Source organism: Pseudoxanthomonas sp. LjRoot127 (assembly GCF_964253495.1).
GTDB lineage: Bacteria > Pseudomonadota > Gammaproteobacteria > Xanthomonadales > Xanthomonadaceae > Pseudoxanthomonas_A.
In genome coordinates this window covers 2,777,770-2,795,493 of the sequence record NZ_CAXUQR020000001.1, presented here as the reverse complement: position 1 = coordinate 2,795,493, position 17,724 = coordinate 2,777,770, and the positions used below count along the sequence as shown (strand labels likewise).

The following is a 17,724-nucleotide window of genomic DNA, read 5'->3' as shown; positions in this document are numbered from 1 at the left end:
ATGCCCTAGTCGTGGTACGAGTGGCTTGATTCAGCGCAGATCGCCGAGCTGGCCACCGTCGACGGGATTGTTCAACCAGCCCGCCACGTCCTTGCCGATGGCGTTGACGGTCCGCTCCAGCACGGCGCACGAGCCCTTGAAACCGCCGGCGAAGCCTCCGCCCGAATTCCGCCGCGCGATGAACTTGGCGACCTGCTGTCCGTCGCGATAGAGCCATCCCTTCACGGTGACAGACTTGCGATGCCCCATCCAGGCATTGCCCGCGCTTTGCGCGTCATGGAATTCCATCTTCAGCACTTGCCCCGACGCCGTGTCCAGCGAATCCACCAGCTCGACGCGATGTCCGCCGGCGGATGCGAACCGGACCAGGGCATCCGTCAGCTGCGTCCCGATGGGACATTCGCGCTTGATATTGCCGGCGACGATCGAATCCTCCGCAAACGGCACGTCCCGCGGCGCCTTGAACTCGGCCGCGTGCACCGACGTGGTCAGCAACACCCCCAGCAGGACGACGCCCATTCCCATCCCCTTCATGGCATTCCCCTTGAATGATCGAAGCGGCCCCTGCGGCAACCTGCGCGCAAAGAAAAGGCCAGACGCAAGTCTGGCCTTTCATCATCGCGCTGGCAACGCGACTCAGGTCTGCTCGGCCGGCCCACCGATCGGGGGCAGCGGGCGCGACTCCGGCTTGTCGTCCTTGTCCGACTTGCCCCAACCTACGGGCGGCGGTACGTCGCGGCCTTCCATGATGGCGTCGATCTGCGGTGCATCGATGGTCTCGTACAGCATCAATGCATCGGCCATCGCATGCAGCTTGTCGATGTTCTCGGTGAGGATCTGGGTGGTGCGCGCATACGCCTTGTCCAGGATCCCGCGAACCACTTCGTCGATCTTGCGCGCGGTATCGTCGGACACATTCTTGTGCTGCGAGACCGAGCGACCGAGGAACACTTCCTCCTCCTCTTCCGCATAGGTGATCGGGCCCAGTTCTTCCGACAAGCCCCACTTGGTGACCATGTTGCGGGCCATCTTGGTAGCGCGCTCGATGTCGTTGGACGCGCCGGTGGTGACCTTGTCCGCACCGAAGATCAACTCTTCCGCCACGCGACCGCCGTACAGCGTGCACAGGCGGCTTTCGATGCCGGTACGGTTGATGCTGTACTTGTCGCCCTCCGGCAGGTAGACGGTCACGCCCAGCGCGCGATCGCGCGGAATGATGGTGACCTTGTAGACCGGGTCGTGCTCGGGCACCAGTCGGCCGACGATGGCGTGGCCGGACTCGTGGTACGCGGTGTTGCGCTTCTCTTCCTCGCTCATCGCCATGGAGCGACGCTCGGTGCCCATGATGATCTTGTCGCGGGCGCGGTCCAGGTGGTCCATGCGGACCTCCTTGGCGTTCTCGCGCGCCGCGAACAGCGCGGCTTCGTTGCACAGGTTGGCCAGGTCGGCACCACTGAAGCCGGGCGTACCGCGCGCGATGACCATCGGCTCGACGTCGTCGGCCAGCGGCAGCTTGCGCATGTGCACGCGCAGGATCTGCTCGCGGCCCTTCACGTCAGGCAGGCCCACGGTCACCTGGCGATCGAAGCGGCCCGGGCGCAGCAGCGCCGGGTCCAGCACGTCGGGACGGTTGGTCGCGGCGATGACGATGACGCCTTCGCCACCTTCGAACCCGTCCATCTCGACCAGCAGCTGGTTGAGGGTCTGCTCGCGTTCGTCATGACCGCCGCCCAGGCCGGCGCCGCGATGGCGGCCGACGGCGTCGATTTCGTCGATGAAGATGATGCACGGCGCATGCTTCTTGGCCTGCTCGAACATGTCGCGCACGCGGCTGGCGCCGACGCCGACGAACATCTCGACGAAGTCCGAACCGGAAATGCTGAAGAAAGGGACCTTGGCTTCGCCGGCGATGGCCTTGGCCAGCAGCGTCTTGCCGGTGCCGGGCTGGCCGACCATCAGCACGCCGCGCGGGATCTTGCCGCCCAGCTTCTGGAACTTGCCGGGGTCGCGCAGGAATTCGACCAGCTCGCCGACTTCCTCCTTCGCTTCGTCGCAGCCGGCGACGTCGGCGAAGGTGACCTTCACCTGGTCCTCGCCCTGCAGCTTGGCGCGCGACTTGCCGAAGGACATCGCGCCCTTCGCACCGCCACCGCCGCCCTGCATCTGGCGCATGATGAAGATCCAGAAGCCGATGATCAGCAGCACCGGCAGGAAGTTCAGCAGGATGGCCGTCAGGCTGATGCCGCTGGGCGGCTCCTTCTGGGTCATCTCGACCTTCTTGAGGCGCAGGTCGCTTATCAGGTCACGGTCAAACGGCGCATTGATGGTCTTGCTGTCGCCGTTGCGCAGGGTGTAGGTGATCTCGCCGACGCCGCTGCGGGCATCGCCGCCGAACTCGACGCGCTGCACGTTGCCGCTGTCGACCTGGTCGAGGAAGTCGGAATACGTGGTGCCGCCCGCCATGGCCGCCGTGCCGGCGCCCTTGGGGGAGAAGCTCTGGAAGACGACCATCAGCACGACGGCGACGACTACCCACAGCAGCAGATTCTTGGTCAGGTCGTTCATCCTCATCGGCTCCGGTATTCCTCTTTGCGCTTGCGCACGTTACGTGACCTTACTTGATTTGGATCCGCTTGCCCTGTCCCAGGGCGTACACCTCGGGGGAGCGCTTGCGGGAGGCGTCCGGCTTGCGGATCGCCACCTTGTCGTAGCGGCGACGCAGCTCGCGGATGTAGTCGTCGGACCCGGCCCCCTGGAACAGCTTGATCAGGAAGGCCCCGCCCGGCTTCAGGTGGTCGTCGGCGAATGCCATCGCCAACTCCGCCAGATGCATCATCCGCGGCTGGTCCACCGCATCCACACCACTCTTATTGGGGGCCATATCGGACAGCACAAGGTCCACCCGGGCACCGTCCAGCATGGCTTCCAGCTGCGATAGGACGCTGTCCTCCCTGAAATCCCCATGAAGGAAGTCCACGCCGGCCAGCGGCGGCATGTCCAGGATGTCCATCGCGACCACACGGCCGCTGTCCCCCATCGCCTGGCGGACGAACTGCGACCAGCCGCCCGGGGCGGCGCCCAGGTCCACGACGACCATGCCCGGCTTGAGCAGGCGGTCGCGTTCCAGCAGTTCCTCCAGCTTGTACGCCGCACGCGAACGCAGGCCCTCGGCCTGGGCCTTTTTCACGTAGGGATCGGAGAAGTGTTCCTTCAGCCAGCGCTGGCTGCTCTTGCTGCGGGTGGCCATGGCGGCGAGGTCTCCGGGCACGCTGCGACGGGAGCCGCCGGAGCCGTTCGTGGGGGTGGCCATGATACCCTGATCGCCCTTTTCGACCCGTACCGTGCCGCATGCCTGTTGCCCTGACCGCTGCCCAGACCCGTTTCCTGCGCGGCCAGGCCCACGACCTGAAAGCGCTGCTGCAGATCGGCAACAAGGGCGTCACCCCGGCCTTCATCGCCGAGCTGGACGCGGTGCTGGAACAGCACGAACTGATCAAGGTGAAGGTCGCCGGCGAGGATCGCGACGCCCGCGACAGCATGATCGAGGACCTGGCCGACAAGGTCGACGCCGCCCTCGTGCAGCGCATCGGCCACACCGCCGTCCTGTACCGTCCGAGCAAGGAACGCCGGCACATCGTGCTGCCGCGCGGCTGATCCGTCACGCAGGTCGCCTGCCATGCAGCTGAGCCACGAACTGCCCGATTACGCCTTCGCGCTGCGCGCCGCGGACGGCCGGACCGCACGCGTGAACGACCGCGTGCTGGCGACCAGCTTCATCCTCTCGCCCCAGCAGCTGGTCGAGGACTGGCCGGTGCACGACAGCGCCGCGCTGGCGCCGGACGACCTGGCCCCGCTGCTGGCGCTGCAGCCGGAAGTGATCCTGCTGGGCACGGGCGAGCGCCAGGTGTTTCCGCCCGCGTCTGTCATGGCCGCCTGCCTGCGCCAGGGCGTGGGCCTGGAGGTCATGACCAATGCCGCGGCCGCCCGCACCTTCAACGTACTGGCCGGCGAATCGCGCAAGGTCGTGGCTGGTTTCCTGCTCGCATCGGCCTGATCTGGCCGCCGCGATGCGGGGCCGGTTCCTGCTGCCTGCCCTGCTGCTCCTCGCGGCATGCGCTCGGCCGGTCCCGGCTCCGGATGCCACCCAGCGGTACGACGCCTGGCGTGCGAAGGCCGACGCGCGGGCCCTGACGGCCTATCAGCGCACGTTGACCGATGCCGGCGTGGGTCGGGTCGTGCCGATCTCCGCGCTGCTGCGCTCCAGCCGTCGCTGGCAGGCCTGCGATGCGCCGGAATTCCTGTTGCCCCCGCCCGACCGCGCCGCGGCGATCGTGCCTACCCTGCGCGTGGTCGCGCAGTTGCAGGCGATGGGAATCGTCGAGGGAAGCCGGGCGCGTTCGGGTTACCGGTCGGTGGAGGTGAACCGCTGCGCCGGCGGCAGCGCCCGCAGTCGGCATCTGCTGAACAATGCGCTCGATTTCGACCTTGCCGACTACCGTCGCGTGGCCGCGCTATGCCACTTCTGGCGCACGCAGGGGCCCGCGCTGGCGATGGGGCTAGGGTTCTACACGCCGACCAGGATCCACATCGATACGGCCGGGCACCGAACATGGGGCACCGACCATCGGCGCGGCACCTCGCTGTGCGTCACCGCCGAGGATCAGTCCGGCGAGCGCGCCAGCCGCACGCGGACGCCGTAATGGTCCGAGGGCCAGGCGCCGGTCGCGTCGGGCCGGTCGAGGATGATGTCGGCGTCGACGACACGGAACGCATCGCGCTGGGCGAACACGTGGTCGATGCGGATCGGCGCATGGCCGAGGTGCGGATTGAGCGTGGTGTGCGTCGGGTCGTTCGTATCCACGCCCGCGTGCGCGTCCGCATAGGCGTCGACGAAGCGCGTGCGCAGCGGCGCGAGTTCGGACGCATCGGCGCGCGTGTTGAAGTCGCCGCCGATAATCGAGGGGGCGTCGCCCGATGTCTCGCCGATCAACGCCAGCACACCGCCGATCTGGTCTGCCCGGATCGCCCCGCCGGTCGGCGTGTGGTGCAGGTGGGTCACGTAGACATTCAACGGACGGCCCCCGACCCGCGTGCGCACCCAGCCGGCGGTACGGTAATCGTCCAGTGGGGACAGCTTGACCTCCCGAGACTGTTCGATCGCCCCCTTCACCAGGATCGCATTGCCGTAGCGCCGGGCCTGGCCGGCCGCGTCGGCGGAAAAGAAGCGGTACCGGTAGCCGAGTCGGGCGGCGAGCGTCTGCGCCTGGTTCGGTAGCGCGGCGTCCTGCAGCACCTCCTGCAAGACGATGATGTCGGGTGCCAGTGTCGCCAACTCGGCGACGATCATGTCCTGCCGGTGCGGCCAGTCCTGCTTGTCGTGCCAGAGATTGAGCGTGACCACGTCCACGTGCGATTGCGTGGGTACCTCGCGGGGACGCTGGCACGCGGCGAGGATCCCCGCTGCGAACACGACAACCGCCAGCACCGCCGGTGTCCACCTTGCCATCGCCCCGCCCTGGACGACGTTCACCGCGGCGGGAGGTACTGGAGTGGATCCACCGGCTTGCCGTTGTGGCGGATCTCGAAGTGGAGCATCTCGCGCGAAGCGCCACTGCTTCCCATTTCCGCGATCTGCTGGCCGGCCTTGACGTTCTGGCCTTCGTTGACCAGTCGCTTGCGGTTGTGGCCGTACGCCGACAGCCAGGCCTCACTGTGCTTGACGATGATCAGCTCGCCGTAACCCACCAGCCCTGCGCCGGAATAGACCACCACGCCATCCGCGGCGGCGCGGACGGCCTGTCCGCTGCTGCCCGCGATGTCGACACCCTGCTTCGTCGCGTCGCCGGCGACATACCGACCGATCAAGTGCCCCTCGGCAGGCCAGCGCCAGCTGAAACCGCTGTTTGCGGGCGCCGGCGCTGGGCGGGTGACCGGCGCTGGCGGCGGTGCGGGACGCGTGGTCGTGCCGGTCGCGGGTCGGGCGGCCGTCGTGGTGGTCGTCGCGGGACGACTGCCGCCGGTGCCGGGGAACAGCTTGAGCGACTGGCCCGGATAGATCGTGTAGGGGGCAGCGAGGTTGTTCCAGCGCGCCAAGTCGTTGACGTCGATGCCGTTGCGGAACGCGATGCCGTAGAGCGTGTCGCCGCGCTGCACGCGCACCGTGGCACCGGGCTTGGCCTGGGACGCCTTGCGCGTGGTCGACGATGCGGTGGGCTCGCGCACCACCGTGGTGGAGCAGGCGCCCAGCACCGCGAGGGCGATGCCGGCAAGGAGCGCGCGCGCGATGCGGTGGCGTGGACGAAGCGTCGTGGTCATGCGGTCGTTCGTTTCCTCACAGGGCGATGGCCGCCGGCCTCAGCCGGCCAGGCGCTGGAACAGTTCGCGTGCCGCCACCCCGCCCCCACCGATCAGCACGCTGAAGTAGACGATCGTACCGATGTTGGCCAGGTGGCCCATCAGGATCGCGCCGCCATCGCGCTGGATTAAGCCGATGGCGTACAGCAGCAGCGCCAAGGCTGGCAGGGTATTGCTGAATGGCACGAATCCAAAAGGCGCCATCAACAATAGGGCAGCGAGGATGAAGGCGAGGTTGTTGAAGACGCCTTGCCCCGGCCCGTCGACGAAGACACGCAGCCGGTGCGGACGGCTGATCCTTTCCATCCGGCGTACCCAGACCAGCCCACCGGTCAGGCCGGGGCGCAGGCGATCGGCCGGCAGCGCCTTGTGCTTGACGCGTTGTGGCAGCCACAGCGGGCGGTTGAACAGGCGGCTCACGCCGACCAGCAGGATCGCCGCGCCGAACACGGTGCTGACGCCCGGGATCGACACGGGGATCAGGAACACCAGGGTCAGCAGGATGGTGAGCAACAGCAGGCCTTCGTCGCTGAACACATCCAGCAGTTCGCCCAGGCTCAGCGCGTCGGGGGGCAGGCGCTCGATGATGCCGGCCAGCTGCTCTCCCAGCGATGCCGGATGGTTCGGCGATCCTTCGTCGGGACGCGGATGGGTCATGCCGGTCAGTCCAGGGTGCCGGACAACAGCGGCACGAACACGACGGGCGCCAGCGTCGTTTCCTCGATGCTGCCGTCGGCGCGCTTCACCAGCCGCACGAGCGATTGCGAGCCGCTGCCGCCGACCGGTGCGACGAGATGCCCGCCGATCGAGAGCTGTTCCACCAGCATCGGCACCAGGGCCGGCGCGGCGGCGGTCACGATGATGGCGTCGTAGGGACCGTGCTCTACCCAGCCGATGCGTCCGTCGTCGTGCTTGCTGCGGACGTTGAAGCCCATCTGCCGCAGTCGCTTGCGCGCCTGACGCAGCAGGTCGCCGATGCGTTCGACCGTGTACACCTCCAGCCCGAGGATCGCGAGCACCGCGGCCTGGTAGCCCGATCCTGTGCCGATCTCCAGTACCTTCTTCGGCGCCGCTTCCAGCAGGACCTCGGTCATGCGCGCGACCACCCACGGCTGCGAGATGGTCTGGCTGTGGCCGATCGGCAGCGCCGTGTCCTCGTAAGCGCGCGTGGCGAGCGCTTCATCGACGAACAGGTGGCGCGGCAACGTGCGGATGGCATTCAGCACGCGCTCGTCGGCGATGCCCGACTCGCGCAGCCGCTCGACCAGGCGGTCGCGCACGCGCTGCGAGGTCATGCCCATGCCCACCGCTTCCGGCTGCAGCCGCAGTCGCGGCGTCATGCCGTCCCCTCGAGCGAGGCCGTCAATCCCCCCACCCAGCCCGCGACTTTCTCGAGCGCCTGGTAGCGGGTCAGGTCGACGTGGATCGGCGTGATGGAGATATGGCCCGTACGCACCGCGTGGAAGTCCGTGCCCGGGCCCGCATCCTGCTCGCGGCCGGCGGGGCCTATCCAGTAGACGGTGTGGCCGCGCGGATCCGGCTGCGGCACGCAGGGCTCGGAACGGTGGCGGTTGCCGAGGCGCGTGACTTCGAAGCCCCGCACCTCCGACCATGCGAGATCCGGCACGTTGACGTTGAGGATGGTGTCTGCCGGCAGCGGATCCGACTTCAAACGCGCGACGATCTCCACGGCGGCACGCGCGGCGGTCTCGTAATGCCTGGCGTCGTGGTTCTTGGTGGCCAGCGACATGGCCACTGCGGGCAGGCCCAGGAAGCGCCCTTCCATCGCCGCCGAGACCGTGCCGGAGTAGATGACGTCGTCGCCCAGGTTGGCGGTGTTGTTGATGCCCGATACCACGATGTCGGGCTCGAACTCGAGCATGCCCGTCAGCGCTAGGTGCACGCAGTCGGTCGGCGTGCCGGCGATGCTGCAGGTGTAGTGATCGATGCGCTTGAGCCGGATCGGCAGGTCGAGCGTCAGCGAGTTGCTGGCACCGGAGCGATCGCGGTCGGGCGCGACCACATACACTTCGTGGCCTGCGCTACGCAGGCCCTCTGCCAGGATTCGGATGCCGGGGGCGTCGACGCCGTCGTCGTTGCTGACCAGTACGCGCATGGGGTTCCTCGGGGACGGCCCCATGATACCGGAACAACGCCGAGGCTTCCCGCGCTTGCGTCACGTGGCGATGCCGCTACGCTGGCGGCATGTCCCGCTCCTCGCCCCCCGACGATGACGACGCCGCGCTGTTCCGCGAGGCGATCGGCGACGTGCGACGCCTGGACGCCGCCACGCCACCGCCGCGCAAGGCGCCGCCGAAACCGCGTGCACGCATGGCCGAGCAGGATGATGTCGACGCGCTGAGCGAGTTCCAGCGCGGGCTGGAATCCCTCGACCTCCACGCGGCCGGCGATGTGCTGAGCCATCGGCGCGAGGCCTTGTCGCCGCGCGCCTTCCAGCGACTGAAGCGGGGCCAGTTCTCCGTCCAGGATGAACTCGACTTGCACGGCGCCACGGCGTTGCAGGCGGAAGGCCTGTTGAGGCAATTCCTGCTGGAGGCCCACCAGCACGACTACGGATGTGTCCGCATCATCCATGGCAAGGGCACGCGATCCGAGGTCGGGGCACCCGTGATCAAGAATGCGGTCGACAGGATGCTGCGCCATCGCGCGGATGTCCTCGCGTTCCACTCGGCACCACCGGCGCAGGGCGGCACCGGCGCCGTGCTGGTACTCCTGGCCCGGCGCCGCTAGCTCGGCCTGCCTATCCGCTAGCGCGCGGAGGCGACGGAGGCCGACACTCGCTTCTTGGGTGGGTTGACCCACTTCACCTCGGTACCGCGCTGTTTGGCGATGGCATTGACATAGCCCACGTAGACCGCATCCACGTCGGATCGCGGCTGCATCAATGCCTTGTCGGCGATGCTCGCGGTACGGGTGCTCGCGCAACCGGAAAGCAGCACGGCGAGGAAAAGGGCGCTGGAAAAGCGATCGAGGCGACTCATGGCGACCTCCAAGTAGCAGGACGTTGCTGCGACCGACATCTCGGCGGCGAGGCATCATCCACCGCCGTCGCTAACGCTTATACGCCCGCCATTCCACGCTGCCAGTGCTTGTGCCCGATTTCCGACGAACGGCTCAGGCCGGTCCGGACGCGTCCGCGGCGTCCCCCAACTCGTGCAGCACGGCGGTGGCATAGCTCCCGGGCGGCAGAGCGAAATGAACCTTGAGCGTCGACGCATCCAGCCACTCCCAAGCCAGCCCGTCGGGTCGCAGGCGCAGGGCCCGACGCTCCTGGCGGAGGCCCTCCTGCTCGAGCCCCGTTTTCAGCGCGCGCGCATCCTCGCCCTGCAGCGCCGCGTCCTCGCAGGCATGGGCGGCAGCCTGCGCGCGCGATGCCCCCGCGCCCCACAACGGCCCTGTCGGATGGATATCGAAGTCGGCCAGGCGCTGCGCGAGCATCTCGCTCCAGGGCTCGGGCCCGAAGACGCTGCGGCTTCCGGCCAGCATCCACACTTCGCCTTCGAGGCCGCGATTCCAGCTGCCGTCGGCAAGCCGGGCCGAGAGCACGCGGTTGAACAGCTCCGAACGTGCGGCGGACAGGAGAATGGACCGTTGCTCGCGCCGCACCCGGCGCCCACCGAACATCGCCAGTGCCGCCGCCACGTTGCCGCCATCGCGTCCGAAGCGCTGTTCACCGAACCAGTTGGGCAGGCCATGCGCGGCGATCTCGGCAAGACGTGCATCGATCGCTTGCCGATTCCCTTCCACCTGACGCAGCACCAGCGCGAACCGGTTGCCGGCCAACGCCCCGCGCGGCAGCTTGCGCGAATGCCATGACGCATCGATGACCTTGAGATCGTCCGATGCCAGCCCGCCCAGGTCCGGTGCCACCTTGCGTGGCAGGTGCACGCTGAAGCGCTGCCGCGTCACCGCATGGCGGTCCTTGAGGCCGGCGTAGCCGACGCCCATGTCGGCGATCGCCGCCCACGCCGCGATGCGCTTGGCGGCGAACGCGGTATTCATGCCGCGCTTCTCGACCGTCAGCAGCAGGTGTTCGCCTTCGCCCGAGGGCTCGAAACCCAGAAGCTCCTCGACGAAGAAATCCTCCGGTGCCGTGCGGATACGCGCCGACAGCACCGACGCGCCGAACGCGCGCGGCAATGCCCCGCTCATGCGCGCACCAGCAGCACCACCGCCTGCGCCGCGATGCCTTCGCCGCGCCCGGTGAAGCCCAGCTTCTCCGTCGTGGTCGCCTTGATGCTGACCGCATCCGCGTCGATCCCGAGATCCGTGGCCACGCAAGCCCGCATCGCATCGGCATGGGGACCGACCTTGGGACGCTCGCAGATGACGGTGACGTCGGCATTGCCGACGCGCCAGCCGCGTTCACGCAGCAAGGCATCACAGTGGCGCAGGAACGCACGGCTGTCCGCGCCCTTCCAGCGATCATCCGAAGGCGGGAAATGCCGGCCGATGTCGCCGAGCGCCAACGCGCCGAGCATGGCATCGCACACGGCATGCAGCACCACGTCGCCGTCGCTGTGCGCCAGCACGCCGCGGTCGTGCGGCACGCGCACACCACCCAGCATGAGGTGGTCGCCGTCGCCGAAGGCGTGCACATCGAAGCCCTGGCCGATGCGGATGTTCAAGGAATCGGGCATGTCGTTTCCGTCAGGAGGTCAGCGGTGACGCTGCGCCAGTTCGTAGGCGAACCGGGCCAGGTCCGCCGGCGTGGTGATCTTGAAGTTGCTCTCGGAGCCTTCCACCAGCAGCGGGCGCAAGCCCTGGCGCTCCATCGCCATCGCCTCGTCGGTGACCTCGACGCCATCGGTCGTGGCGGACTCGAGCGCGCGGGTCAGCTGCAGGCGACGGAAAAGTTGCGGCGTGAACGCACGCCACAGGCGCTCTCGGGGTTCGGTGGCGTCGATCCCGCCGTCGTCGCCGGCCCGTTTCAACGTGTCCCGCACCGGTGCGGCGAGGATCGCACCGACCGGATCATTGCGACCACGTTCCAGCAGTTGCGTCAGGTCGGCCAGGGAGACGTTCGGGCGCGCCGCATCGTGCACCAGTACGAAATCATCCGGGCGCACGTCGTCAGGCAGTGCGTGCAGGCCGGCCAGCACGGACGCCGCACGGCTGGCGCCACCGACGCAGGCGAGCACCGGCTTGCCCGCGAATTCCGTCCAGCGCGGCCAGTCCGCGTCGTTCTCCGACACCGGCACCACGGCGCCCTCCACCGCATCGTGCGCGAACAGGGCCGCGAGCGTGTGCGCGATCAGGGGCGCACCCTCCACCGGGAGATACTGCTTGGGGAGTTCGCCGCCGAAGCGGGTGCCGCGTCCTGCGGCGGGCACGACGGCCCAGAGACGGGCCATCAGGGAAGCGGGTCCGCGGTGGCGGCGTTGCCGGCCGCATCGCCTTCCGCGGCCGGCGCCGGCGCAGCGGGTTCGACCACGCGGTAGAACTTCTCGCCCGGCTTGATCATGCCCAGTTCGCTGCGTGCACGCTCCTCCACCGCCGATTCGCCCGATTTGAGGTCCTCGACTTCGGCGGCCAACGCATCGTTGCGCTCCTGCAGGCCGGCATTCTCGCGCTTCTGCGACTCGACCTGCTGCTCCAGCGCGACGACCTGCCCTGAACTTCCCACACCGAACCAGAACTTGTACTGCAGCCATCCCAGCAGCAGCACGAGGACCAGCAGGAGCCAGGGCGCCTTGCGCATGGATTACTTCTTCAGCGACACGAAGGCGTTGCGGCCGGCGTAGCGCGCCTTGCTGCCCAGCGCCTCTTCGATGCGCAGCAGCTGGTTGTACTTGGCCACGCGGTCGCTGCGGCACAGCGAGCCGGTCTTGATCTGCGTGGCCGTCGTGGCTACCGCGATGTCGGCGATGGTGGTGTCTTCGGTTTCGCCCGAGCGATGCGACACGACGGCGGCGTAGTTCGCGTGGTGCGCCATCGCGATGGCCTCCAGGGTCTCGGTCAGCGTGCCGATCTGGTTGACCTTGATCAGGATCGCGTTGGCCGTGCCGGACTCGATGCCTTCCTTGAAGATCCTCGGATTGGTCACGAACAGGTCGTCGCCGACCAGCTGCACCTTCTTGCCGATCCGGTCGGTCAGCAGCTTCCAGCCCGCCCAGTCGTCCTCGGCCAGGCCGTCTTCGATGGTGATGATGGGGTACTGCGCGGCCCAGTCGGCCAGGAAGTCGACGAACTGCTCGCTGGTCAGGCGCTTGTTCTCGCCCACCAGATGGTACTTGCCGTTGTCGAAGAACTCGCTGGACGCCACGTCCAGGCCCAGCAGCACGTCTTCGCCGGCGGTGTAGCCGGCCTTGCCGATGGCTTCCAGGATGGTGTCCAGCGCTTCTACGTTGCTGCGGAAATCGGGGGCGAAGCCGCCCTCGTCGCCGACCGCCGTGCTCAGGCCGTGGCCCTTCAGCACCGACTTCAGCGAGTGGAAGATCTCGGTGCCCGCCCGCAGCGATTCGGCGAACGAATCGAATCCGACCGGCAACACCATGAATTCCTGGAAGTCCACGTTGTTGTCGGCGTGCGCGCCGCCGTTGATGATGTTCATCATCGGCACGGGCAAGGTCACCTCGCCATTGGACAGGTGCTGCCACAGCGGGACCTTCTTAGACGCGGCCACCGCATGGGCGTTCGCCATCGACACGCCGAGCAATGCGTTGGCGCCCAGACGACCCTTGTTCTCGGTACCGTCCAGGTCGATCAGGCGACGGTCCAGACCCTCCTGGTCGGTGGCGTCGAACCCGTGCAGCGCATTCGCGATGGGGCCGTTGACGTTCTCCACCGCCTTGCGCACGCCCTTGCCCAGGTAGCGGGTCTTGTCGCCGTCGCGCAGTTCCACGGCTTCCTTGGTGCCGGTCGAGGCGCCAGACGGCACCATCGCGCGACCGAAGGAACCGTCTTCCAGCGTGACCTCGGCTTCGAGGGTGGGATTGCCGCGGGAATCGAGGATTTCGCGGGCGTGGATCTTGGCGATGGTGGTCATGGTGTCGATCGGGGGTCCGTGGAGGTGAGTTGTCGTACGAACGTCAAGGTAGCTTGGGTATGGGCGAGGTCGTGCTGGGAAAATCGCACCGAAAACGGATGAACGTCGCGCAGACCTTGTGGCTGACCTGCGCGACCGTAAGAAGGGACAAAGATTAACGCTGTTTTCCCTTCGATATCGGGCGAAGTTACCCAGGGTCCACATGAAGGCGGAGGCGGCGGGGGCGGAATCGGCATGTCGGGGACCGCACGCCACACCACGCCACCCGACAACGTCCCGCGCATTGGTGGGTGGCCCTTCAGGACCTCGACCACTTCGAAGTCGGCGGTCGCAAGGAGCAAGGGACTGCGTGCTTCCTGCGCGCGCTCAGCGTAGTTGTCGAGCCTTGCGACGAAGACCTCATGGCTTTCGCTGAATGCCTTAGCCAAGTCTTGCCGCGGGTCGCCCGAACCCATCTGACAGGCGCCCGCCCGTGGCACCGCCGCCGTTACGGCCACCAGCACAACCAGCATCCCGCCAGTCGCTCGATTCATGGCTTAGACCGTCGACTCCAGGAACCCGTTCTTCTTGGTGATCGAATCCAGCGCCAGCAGCGTTTCCAGCAGCGCTTCCATCTTGTCCAGCGGCCACGCGTTAGGACCATCGGACAGGGCCTTGGCCGGATCCGGGTGGGTTTCGGCGAACAGGCCGGCCACACCGACCGCGACTGCGGCGCGTGCCAGCACCGGCACGAATTCGCGCTGGCCGCCCGAGCTGCTGCCCTGCCCTCCCGGCAACTGCACCGAATGCGTCGCATCGAATACCACCGGGCAACCGGTATCGCGCATCACGCTCAACGAACGCATGTCGCTGACCAGGTTGTTGTAACCGAAGGACGCGCCCCGCTCGCAGACCATGATGTCCTGGTTGCCGGTGGACTTGGCCTTGTCGACCACGGGCTTCATGTCCCATGGCGACAGGAACTGGCCCTTCTTGATGTTGACCGGCTTGCCCGCCGAACAGACTTTCTTGATGAAGTCGGTCTGGCGCACGAGGAAGGCCGGTGTCTGCAGCACGTCGACGACGGCCGCGACTTCGTCCATCGGGGTGTATTCGTGCACGTCGGTGAGTACCGGCACCCCGACCTGCTTCTTCACTGCGTCCAGCACCTTCAGGCCCTCTTCCATGCCCGGGCCGCGGAAGCTGGTGCCGGAGGTGCGGTTGGCCTTGTCGAAGCTGGACTTGAAGATGAAGTTCATCCCCAGCTTGCCGGTGATTTCCTTCAGGCGGCCAGCGACGTCGATCTGCAGCTGCATCGACTCGATCACGCACGGGCCGGCGATCAGGAACAGGGGCTGGTCGAGCCCGACATCGAATCCACAGAGTTTCATTCACCACTCCTTCGTTGCAGGCGCCGCGGGCGGCGCCGGTGCAGGACAGTTACGCGCGCGCTTCCTTCAACAGCTTGCCGCCCGCCTTCTTTTCGCGGGCGGCGCGGATGAAGCCGACGAACAGCGGATGGCCGTCGCGCGGCGTGGACAGGAACTCAGGGTGCGCCTGGCAGGCCAGGAACCACGGATGCACGGCGCGAGGCAACTCCACCATCTCCACCAGCAGGTCGTCCATCGACTTGGCGGCGATCACCAGGCCGGCGTCCTCCAACTGGGTGCGATAGCGGTTGTTGAACTCGTAACGATGGCGATGGCGCTCGGCCACCACGTCCTTGCCGTACAGGTCTCGCGCCAGCGTGCCGGGCTTCAGGCGCTGCTCCTGCAGGCCCAGGCGCATCGTGCCGCCCAGGTCGGAGCGCTCATCGCGCTTCTCGACATCGCCGGTCGCCGTTCGCCACTCGGTGATCAGGCCGATCACGGGATGCGGCGACTGTTTGTCGTTCTCCGTGCTGTTGGCGTTTTCCAGTCCGGCCACATGGCGGGCGTAATCGACAACCGCCGCCTGCATGCCGTAGCAGATGCCGAAATACGGCAGCTTCTGCTCGCGGGCGAAGCGGGAGGTCAGCACCTTGCCTTCGAAGCCGCGATCGCCGAAGCCACCCGGCACCAGCACGCCGTCCACGCCCTGCAGCAGGGCCATGTCGGTGCCTTCCAGTTCCTGGGCTTCGATCCACTTCAGGTTGACGCGCGTGCGCTGGCGCAGGCCGCCATGCTTCAGGGCCTCGCCCACCGACTTGTACGCATCCTGGTGATCGACGTACTTGCCGACGACGGCGATCGTCACCTCATCCAGCGGATTGAGCGTGGCATCGACCGCGGCTTCCCACTCGGACAGGTCCGCAGCCTGCGCGTTCTCGATGCGGAACTGGCGCAGGACGATGTCGTCCAGGCCCTGCCGGTGCAGGCCCATCGGAATGCGGTAGAGCACGTCCACGTCCGGCACGCTGATGACGGCGCGCTCGGGCACGTTGGTGAACAGGGAGATCTTGCGGCGCTCGGAATCGGGGATCGGCTGCTCGGACCGGCACAGCAGCACGTCGGGCTGGATGCCGATCGAGCGCAGTTCCTTCACCGAGTGCTGCGTGGGTTTGGTCTTCAGCTCGCCCGCCGCCGCCACGTAGGGCACCAGTGTCAGGTGCATGAAGAGCGCCTTCTCGGGGCCGCGCTCGGTGCGGATCTGGCGAATGGCCTCGAGGAACGGCAGCGACTCGATGTCGCCTACCGTACCGCCGATCTCGACCAGCGCCACGTCGAAGCCCTCGGTGGCCTCATCGATGCAGCGGCGGATCTCGTCGGTGATGTGCGGGATCACCTGCACGGTGGCGCCCAGGTAGTCGCCGCGGCGCTCCTTGCGGATCACGTTTTCGTAGATCCGGCCGGTGGTGACCGAGTTCTTGCGACTCAGGCGGGTGCGCACGAAGCGCTCGTAGTGGCCCAAATCCAGGTCGGTCTCGGCACCGTCGTCGGTGACGTACACCTCACCGTGCTGGAACGGGCTCATGGTGCCCGGATCGACGTTGATGTAGGGGTCCAGCTTCATCATCGTGACCTTCAGGCCACGTGCTTCGAGAATGGACGCAAGCGAAGCGGCGGCGATGCCCTTGCCAAGCGAGGACACAACGCCGCCGGTAACGAAAATCAGGGGAGTCATGGGCGGGGCTCCGGAAAGCCATAGTCTACAGGCAACGCGTGTCGCCCGGAAGCGCGACGCCCCGCCGAAGCGGGGCGTCACGTACCTGCGTGCGAGCGCGAAACCCTTGCGGCACAAGGGCTCCGGCAAAGCGGACGTCGGTCAGGGCTTGCGCTCTTCCTCTTCGTCGCCAGTCTTCTTCTGCTGGCCCTCCGCGGCCTTGCGCTGCTTGGCGGCAGCTTCATTGGCGGCACGTCGGCGCGCCTTGGCTTCCGGATCGGAGGGGTCGGCGGTCTGGGTCTGGTCCTGCCTGGGCTTGTCGGCCTCGCTGGCAGTCCGGGATTGTGCAAGGGCCTGGACCGCGAACAACGCGCCGAGGGCGGCGGCAGACAGCAGCAACAGGTTGCGGGGCTTCATGGCAGTGCTCCTCGTGGATGGGGGAAATCTGGGGGCGCCGGTCGGCGTCTCCAAGGGGCATCCCTGTCCGCGCGCGCAGTGTCAGCGCGTGCGACTGAACATGGCAAAAATCCGGCCCAGGCGGCACACTGCCGCACCCTTCGATCCGACAGACGACGTCGCATGCGCTTCTCCTTACGAATGCTCGCCGCCGCCCTGGTGGCCGTGACCCTGCTGGTGCCGACCGCATGGGCGCAACGCGCGCCGTTGCCGCTGAAGGAGGTCCGGCTGGACCAGGTGGCGCAGGATACCCAGCGCACCCACATGGGCGATGACACCATGGAACTGGTCTGGGTCATCCCGCCGGTCTACTGGCATGTCTCGGCCGCCCAGCAGCAAAATCTGTCGGACGCCGACCGCAAGCAGTTCGTTGCACAGCTCGACGACTACCTGCTGGTGGCGATGGTGCGCGGCAAGGTGGGGATGGCAGGCATCGATGCCTTCGCCGACGGCGATGCGCTGTTCGCCGACATGCGCTTCGTCGATGCGGCGGGCACGGTTCACGCGCCCATGGCGTCGTCGAGCATCCCGGCACCGCTGAAGAACCTGCTTTCCATCCTGCGCCCCGTGATGGCCAACATGCTCGGGCCGATGGGCGACAACATGCACTTCGCCGTCCTCGATGCCCGCGATGCGAAGGGCAAGCCGCTGTTCGATCCGGCGGCCGACGGGCGGGTGCAGGTGCGCACGTCCCTCGACACCTACACGTTCCGGACGCCGCTGGGCAGCCTGCTGCCGCCGCGGCAGGACGCCACGACCGGCGAAAGCTTCCCCGGCGACTACCTCTTCAATCCCTACACCGGCGGCGCCCTGCAGGACGCCGCGCCGTCCCGCTGAGACCCCCA

22 protein-coding genes are annotated in these 17,724 nt (G+C 67.5%); 5 read left to right on the top strand and 17 right to left on the bottom strand.

Annotation, left to right across the window (positions count from 1 at the left end; translation table 11 throughout):
• Window positions 1-30: 30 nt before the first annotated feature.
• From ACSQ19_RS13005 to rlmE, 3 genes are all read right to left on the bottom strand, one after another.
• Window positions 31-534, bottom strand: coding sequence for a hypothetical protein (locus tag ACSQ19_RS13005; RefSeq protein ID WP_435997505.1), 504 nt, complete (start codon window positions 532-534; stop codon window positions 31-33).
• Between the two features lie 102 nt (window positions 535-636).
• Window positions 637-2,565 carry an ATP-dependent zinc metalloprotease FtsH gene (ftsH, locus tag ACSQ19_RS13000; RefSeq protein ID WP_435997502.1) on the bottom strand — a complete coding sequence of 643 codons (1,929 nt, stop codon included), beginning with the start codon at window positions 2,563-2,565 and terminating at the stop codon, window positions 637-639.
• A gap of 49 nt (window positions 2,566-2,614) precedes the next feature.
• Complete coding sequence (gene rlmE / locus ACSQ19_RS12995) at window positions 2,615-3,247, bottom strand: 23S rRNA (uridine(2552)-2'-O)-methyltransferase RlmE (RefSeq protein WP_296280950.1); 633 nt, start codon at window positions 3,245-3,247, stop codon at window positions 2,615-2,617.
• 101 nt (window positions 3,248-3,348) lie between these two features.
• Here rlmE and yhbY point away from each other — a divergent pair, with 101 nt between their 5' ends.
• From yhbY to ACSQ19_RS12980, 3 genes are read left to right on the top strand one after another with little or no spacing between them, the layout of a single operon-like run.
• Window positions 3,349-3,654 carry a ribosome assembly RNA-binding protein YhbY gene (gene yhbY, locus ACSQ19_RS12990; RefSeq protein ID WP_299341361.1) on the top strand — a complete coding sequence of 102 codons (306 nt, stop codon included), beginning with the start codon at window positions 3,349-3,351 and terminating at the stop codon, window positions 3,652-3,654.
• Between the two features lie 22 nt (window positions 3,655-3,676).
• Window positions 3,677-4,054 carry an Mth938-like domain-containing protein gene (locus tag ACSQ19_RS12985; protein ID WP_435997500.1) on the top strand — a complete coding sequence of 126 codons (378 nt, stop codon included), beginning with the start codon at window positions 3,677-3,679 and terminating at the stop codon, window positions 4,052-4,054.
• A 13-nt stretch (window positions 4,055-4,067) separates the two neighbouring features.
• Window positions 4,068-4,700: a D-Ala-D-Ala carboxypeptidase family metallohydrolase gene (locus ACSQ19_RS12980; RefSeq protein ID WP_435997498.1), complete on the top strand. Its 633-nt coding sequence runs from the start codon at window positions 4,068-4,070 to the stop codon at window positions 4,698-4,700.
• On the opposite strand, the gene ACSQ19_RS12975 is transcribed toward ACSQ19_RS12980, so the two are convergent.
• Genes ACSQ19_RS12975 through surE form a run of 5 tightly spaced genes read right to left on the bottom strand, consistent with a single transcriptional unit; the run spans window position 4,661 to window position 8,470 of the window.
• Window positions 4,661-5,506, bottom strand: a complete 846-nt coding sequence (locus ACSQ19_RS12975; RefSeq protein WP_435997496.1) for an endonuclease/exonuclease/phosphatase family protein — start codon at window positions 5,504-5,506, stop codon at window positions 4,661-4,663. The genes ACSQ19_RS12980 and ACSQ19_RS12975 overlap by 40 nt on opposite strands.
• 20 nt (window positions 5,507-5,526) lie before the next feature.
• Complete coding sequence (locus ACSQ19_RS12970; protein WP_435997494.1) at window positions 5,527-6,315, bottom strand: peptidoglycan DD-metalloendopeptidase family protein; 789 nt, start codon at window positions 6,313-6,315, stop codon at window positions 5,527-5,529.
• A gap of 39 nt (window positions 6,316-6,354) precedes the next feature.
• Window positions 6,355-7,011 carry an exopolysaccharide biosynthesis protein gene (locus ACSQ19_RS12965; RefSeq protein ID WP_435997492.1) on the bottom strand — a complete coding sequence of 219 codons (657 nt, stop codon included), beginning with the start codon at window positions 7,009-7,011 and terminating at the stop codon, window positions 6,355-6,357.
• Window positions 7,012-7,016: 5 nt separating this feature from the next.
• Window positions 7,017-7,694, bottom strand: coding sequence for a protein-L-isoaspartate(D-aspartate) O-methyltransferase (locus tag ACSQ19_RS12960; RefSeq protein WP_435997490.1), 678 nt, complete (start codon window positions 7,692-7,694; stop codon window positions 7,017-7,019).
• On the bottom strand, window positions 7,691-8,470 hold the full coding sequence (surE, locus tag ACSQ19_RS12955; RefSeq protein WP_296280753.1) for a 5'/3'-nucleotidase SurE: 780 nt from the start codon (window positions 8,468-8,470) through the stop codon (window positions 7,691-7,693). The genes ACSQ19_RS12960 and surE overlap by 4 nt, the downstream gene beginning before the upstream one ends.
• 89 nt (window positions 8,471-8,559) lie before the next feature.
• Here surE and ACSQ19_RS12950 point away from each other — a divergent pair, with 89 nt between their 5' ends.
• Window positions 8,560-9,105, top strand: a complete 546-nt coding sequence (locus ACSQ19_RS12950) for a Smr/MutS family protein (protein ID WP_435997487.1) — start codon at window positions 8,560-8,562, stop codon at window positions 9,103-9,105.
• 17 nt (window positions 9,106-9,122) lie between these two features.
• On the opposite strand, the gene ACSQ19_RS12945 is transcribed toward ACSQ19_RS12950, so the two are convergent.
• From ACSQ19_RS12945 to ACSQ19_RS12905, 9 genes are all read right to left on the bottom strand, one after another.
• The gene (locus ACSQ19_RS12945) at window positions 9,123-9,356 is read right to left on the bottom strand and encodes a hypothetical protein (RefSeq protein ID WP_435997485.1); all 234 of its coding nucleotides are present in this window, start codon (window positions 9,354-9,356) and stop codon (window positions 9,123-9,125) included.
• Between the two features lie 133 nt (window positions 9,357-9,489).
• Window positions 9,490-10,527, bottom strand: coding sequence for a tRNA pseudouridine(13) synthase TruD (truD, locus tag ACSQ19_RS12940; RefSeq protein ID WP_435997483.1), 1,038 nt, complete (start codon window positions 10,525-10,527; stop codon window positions 9,490-9,492).
• Window positions 10,524-11,015 carry a 2-C-methyl-D-erythritol 2,4-cyclodiphosphate synthase gene (gene ispF / locus ACSQ19_RS12935; protein WP_299341342.1) on the bottom strand — a complete coding sequence of 164 codons (492 nt, stop codon included), beginning with the start codon at window positions 11,013-11,015 and terminating at the stop codon, window positions 10,524-10,526. Before ispF ends, truD begins: the two co-directional genes overlap by 4 nt.
• A gap of 18 nt (window positions 11,016-11,033) precedes the next feature.
• The gene (gene ispD, locus ACSQ19_RS12930) at window positions 11,034-11,729 is read right to left on the bottom strand and encodes a 2-C-methyl-D-erythritol 4-phosphate cytidylyltransferase (RefSeq protein ID WP_435997481.1); all 696 of its coding nucleotides are present in this window, start codon (window positions 11,727-11,729) and stop codon (window positions 11,034-11,036) included.
• Window positions 11,729-12,076: a cell division protein FtsB gene (gene ftsB, locus ACSQ19_RS12925; protein WP_296280742.1), complete on the bottom strand. Its 348-nt coding sequence runs from the start codon at window positions 12,074-12,076 to the stop codon at window positions 11,729-11,731. The genes ispD and ftsB overlap by 1 nt, the downstream gene beginning before the upstream one ends.
• A gap of 3 nt (window positions 12,077-12,079) precedes the next feature.
• Entirely contained in the window at window positions 12,080-13,363 is a 1,284-nt protein-coding gene (eno, locus tag ACSQ19_RS12920) for a phosphopyruvate hydratase (protein ID WP_435997478.1), read from the bottom strand.
• 536 nt (window positions 13,364-13,899) lie between these two features.
• On the bottom strand, window positions 13,900-14,733 hold the full coding sequence (kdsA, locus tag ACSQ19_RS12915) for a 3-deoxy-8-phosphooctulonate synthase (RefSeq protein ID WP_296282475.1): 834 nt from the start codon (window positions 14,731-14,733) through the stop codon (window positions 13,900-13,902).
• Window positions 14,734-14,782: 49 nt separating this feature from the next.
• Entirely contained in the window at window positions 14,783-16,444 is a 1,662-nt protein-coding gene (locus tag ACSQ19_RS12910; protein WP_435997476.1) for a CTP synthase, read from the bottom strand.
• Between the two features lie 141 nt (window positions 16,445-16,585).
• On the bottom strand, window positions 16,586-16,840 hold the full coding sequence (locus tag ACSQ19_RS12905) for a hypothetical protein (protein ID WP_435997474.1): 255 nt from the start codon (window positions 16,838-16,840) through the stop codon (window positions 16,586-16,588).
• 180 nt (window positions 16,841-17,020) lie between these two features.
• Between ACSQ19_RS12905 and ACSQ19_RS12900 the strand changes: the two genes are divergently transcribed.
• Window positions 17,021-17,716 (top strand): hypothetical protein, encoded by a 696-nt coding sequence (locus ACSQ19_RS12900; protein WP_435997472.1) that lies wholly within the window; start codon window positions 17,021-17,023, stop codon window positions 17,714-17,716.
• Window positions 17,717-17,724: the final 8 nt, after the last annotated feature.

Bases quoted from the DNA above. Each gene is read 5' to 3' on its own strand.
- eno (WP_435997478.1), bottom strand. From the start codon at position 13,363: ATGACCACCATCGCCAAGATCCACGCCCGCGAAATCCTCGATTCCCGC.
- ACSQ19_RS12975 (WP_435997496.1), bottom strand. From the start codon at position 5,506: ATGGCAAGGTGGACACCGGCGGTGCTGGCGGTTGTCGTGTTCGCAGCG.
- ispD (WP_435997481.1), bottom strand. From the start codon at position 11,729: ATGGCCCGTCTCTGGGCCGTCGTGCCCGCCGCAGGACGCGGCACCCGC.
- surE (WP_296280753.1), bottom strand. From the start codon at position 8,470: ATGCGCGTACTGGTCAGCAACGACGACGGCGTCGACGCCCCCGGCATC.
- truD (WP_435997483.1), bottom strand. From the start codon at position 10,527: ATGAGCGGGGCATTGCCGCGCGCGTTCGGCGCGTCGGTGCTGTCGGCG.
- ACSQ19_RS12910 (WP_435997476.1), bottom strand. From the start codon at position 16,444: ATGACTCCCCTGATTTTCGTTACCGGCGGCGTTGTGTCCTCGCTTGGC.
- ftsH (WP_435997502.1), bottom strand. From the start codon at position 2,565: ATGAACGACCTGACCAAGAATCTGCTGCTGTGGGTAGTCGTCGCCGTC.
- ACSQ19_RS12945 (WP_435997485.1), bottom strand. From the start codon at position 9,356: ATGAGTCGCCTCGATCGCTTTTCCAGCGCCCTTTTCCTCGCCGTGCTG.
- ACSQ19_RS12965 (WP_435997492.1), bottom strand. From the start codon at position 7,011: ATGACCCATCCGCGTCCCGACGAAGGATCGCCGAACCATCCGGCATCG.
- ACSQ19_RS13005 (WP_435997505.1), bottom strand. From the start codon at position 534: ATGAAGGGGATGGGAATGGGCGTCGTCCTGCTGGGGGTGTTGCTGACC.
- ftsB (WP_296280742.1), bottom strand. From the start codon at position 12,076: ATGCGCAAGGCGCCCTGGCTCCTGCTGGTCCTCGTGCTGCTGCTGGGA.
- kdsA (WP_296282475.1), bottom strand. From the start codon at position 14,733: ATGAAACTCTGTGGATTCGATGTCGGGCTCGACCAGCCCCTGTTCCTG.
- ACSQ19_RS12985 (WP_435997500.1), top strand. From the start codon at position 3,677: ATGCAGCTGAGCCACGAACTGCCCGATTACGCCTTCGCGCTGCGCGCC.
- rlmE (WP_296280950.1), bottom strand. From the start codon at position 3,247: ATGGCCACCCGCAGCAAGAGCAGCCAGCGCTGGCTGAAGGAACACTTC.
- ACSQ19_RS12980 (WP_435997498.1), top strand. From the start codon at position 4,068: ATGCGGGGCCGGTTCCTGCTGCCTGCCCTGCTGCTCCTCGCGGCATGC.
- ispF (WP_299341342.1), bottom strand. From the start codon at position 11,015: ATGCCCGATTCCTTGAACATCCGCATCGGCCAGGGCTTCGATGTGCAC.
- ACSQ19_RS12900 (WP_435997472.1), top strand. From the start codon at position 17,021: ATGCTCGCCGCCGCCCTGGTGGCCGTGACCCTGCTGGTGCCGACCGCA.
- ACSQ19_RS12905 (WP_435997474.1), bottom strand. From the start codon at position 16,840: ATGAAGCCCCGCAACCTGTTGCTGCTGTCTGCCGCCGCCCTCGGCGCG.
- ACSQ19_RS12950 (WP_435997487.1), top strand. From the start codon at position 8,560: ATGTCCCGCTCCTCGCCCCCCGACGATGACGACGCCGCGCTGTTCCGC.
- yhbY (WP_299341361.1), top strand. From the start codon at position 3,349: ATGCCTGTTGCCCTGACCGCTGCCCAGACCCGTTTCCTGCGCGGCCAG.
- ACSQ19_RS12960 (WP_435997490.1), bottom strand. From the start codon at position 7,694: ATGACGCCGCGACTGCGGCTGCAGCCGGAAGCGGTGGGCATGGGCATG.
- ACSQ19_RS12970 (WP_435997494.1), bottom strand. From the start codon at position 6,315: ATGACCACGACGCTTCGTCCACGCCACCGCATCGCGCGCGCGCTCCTT.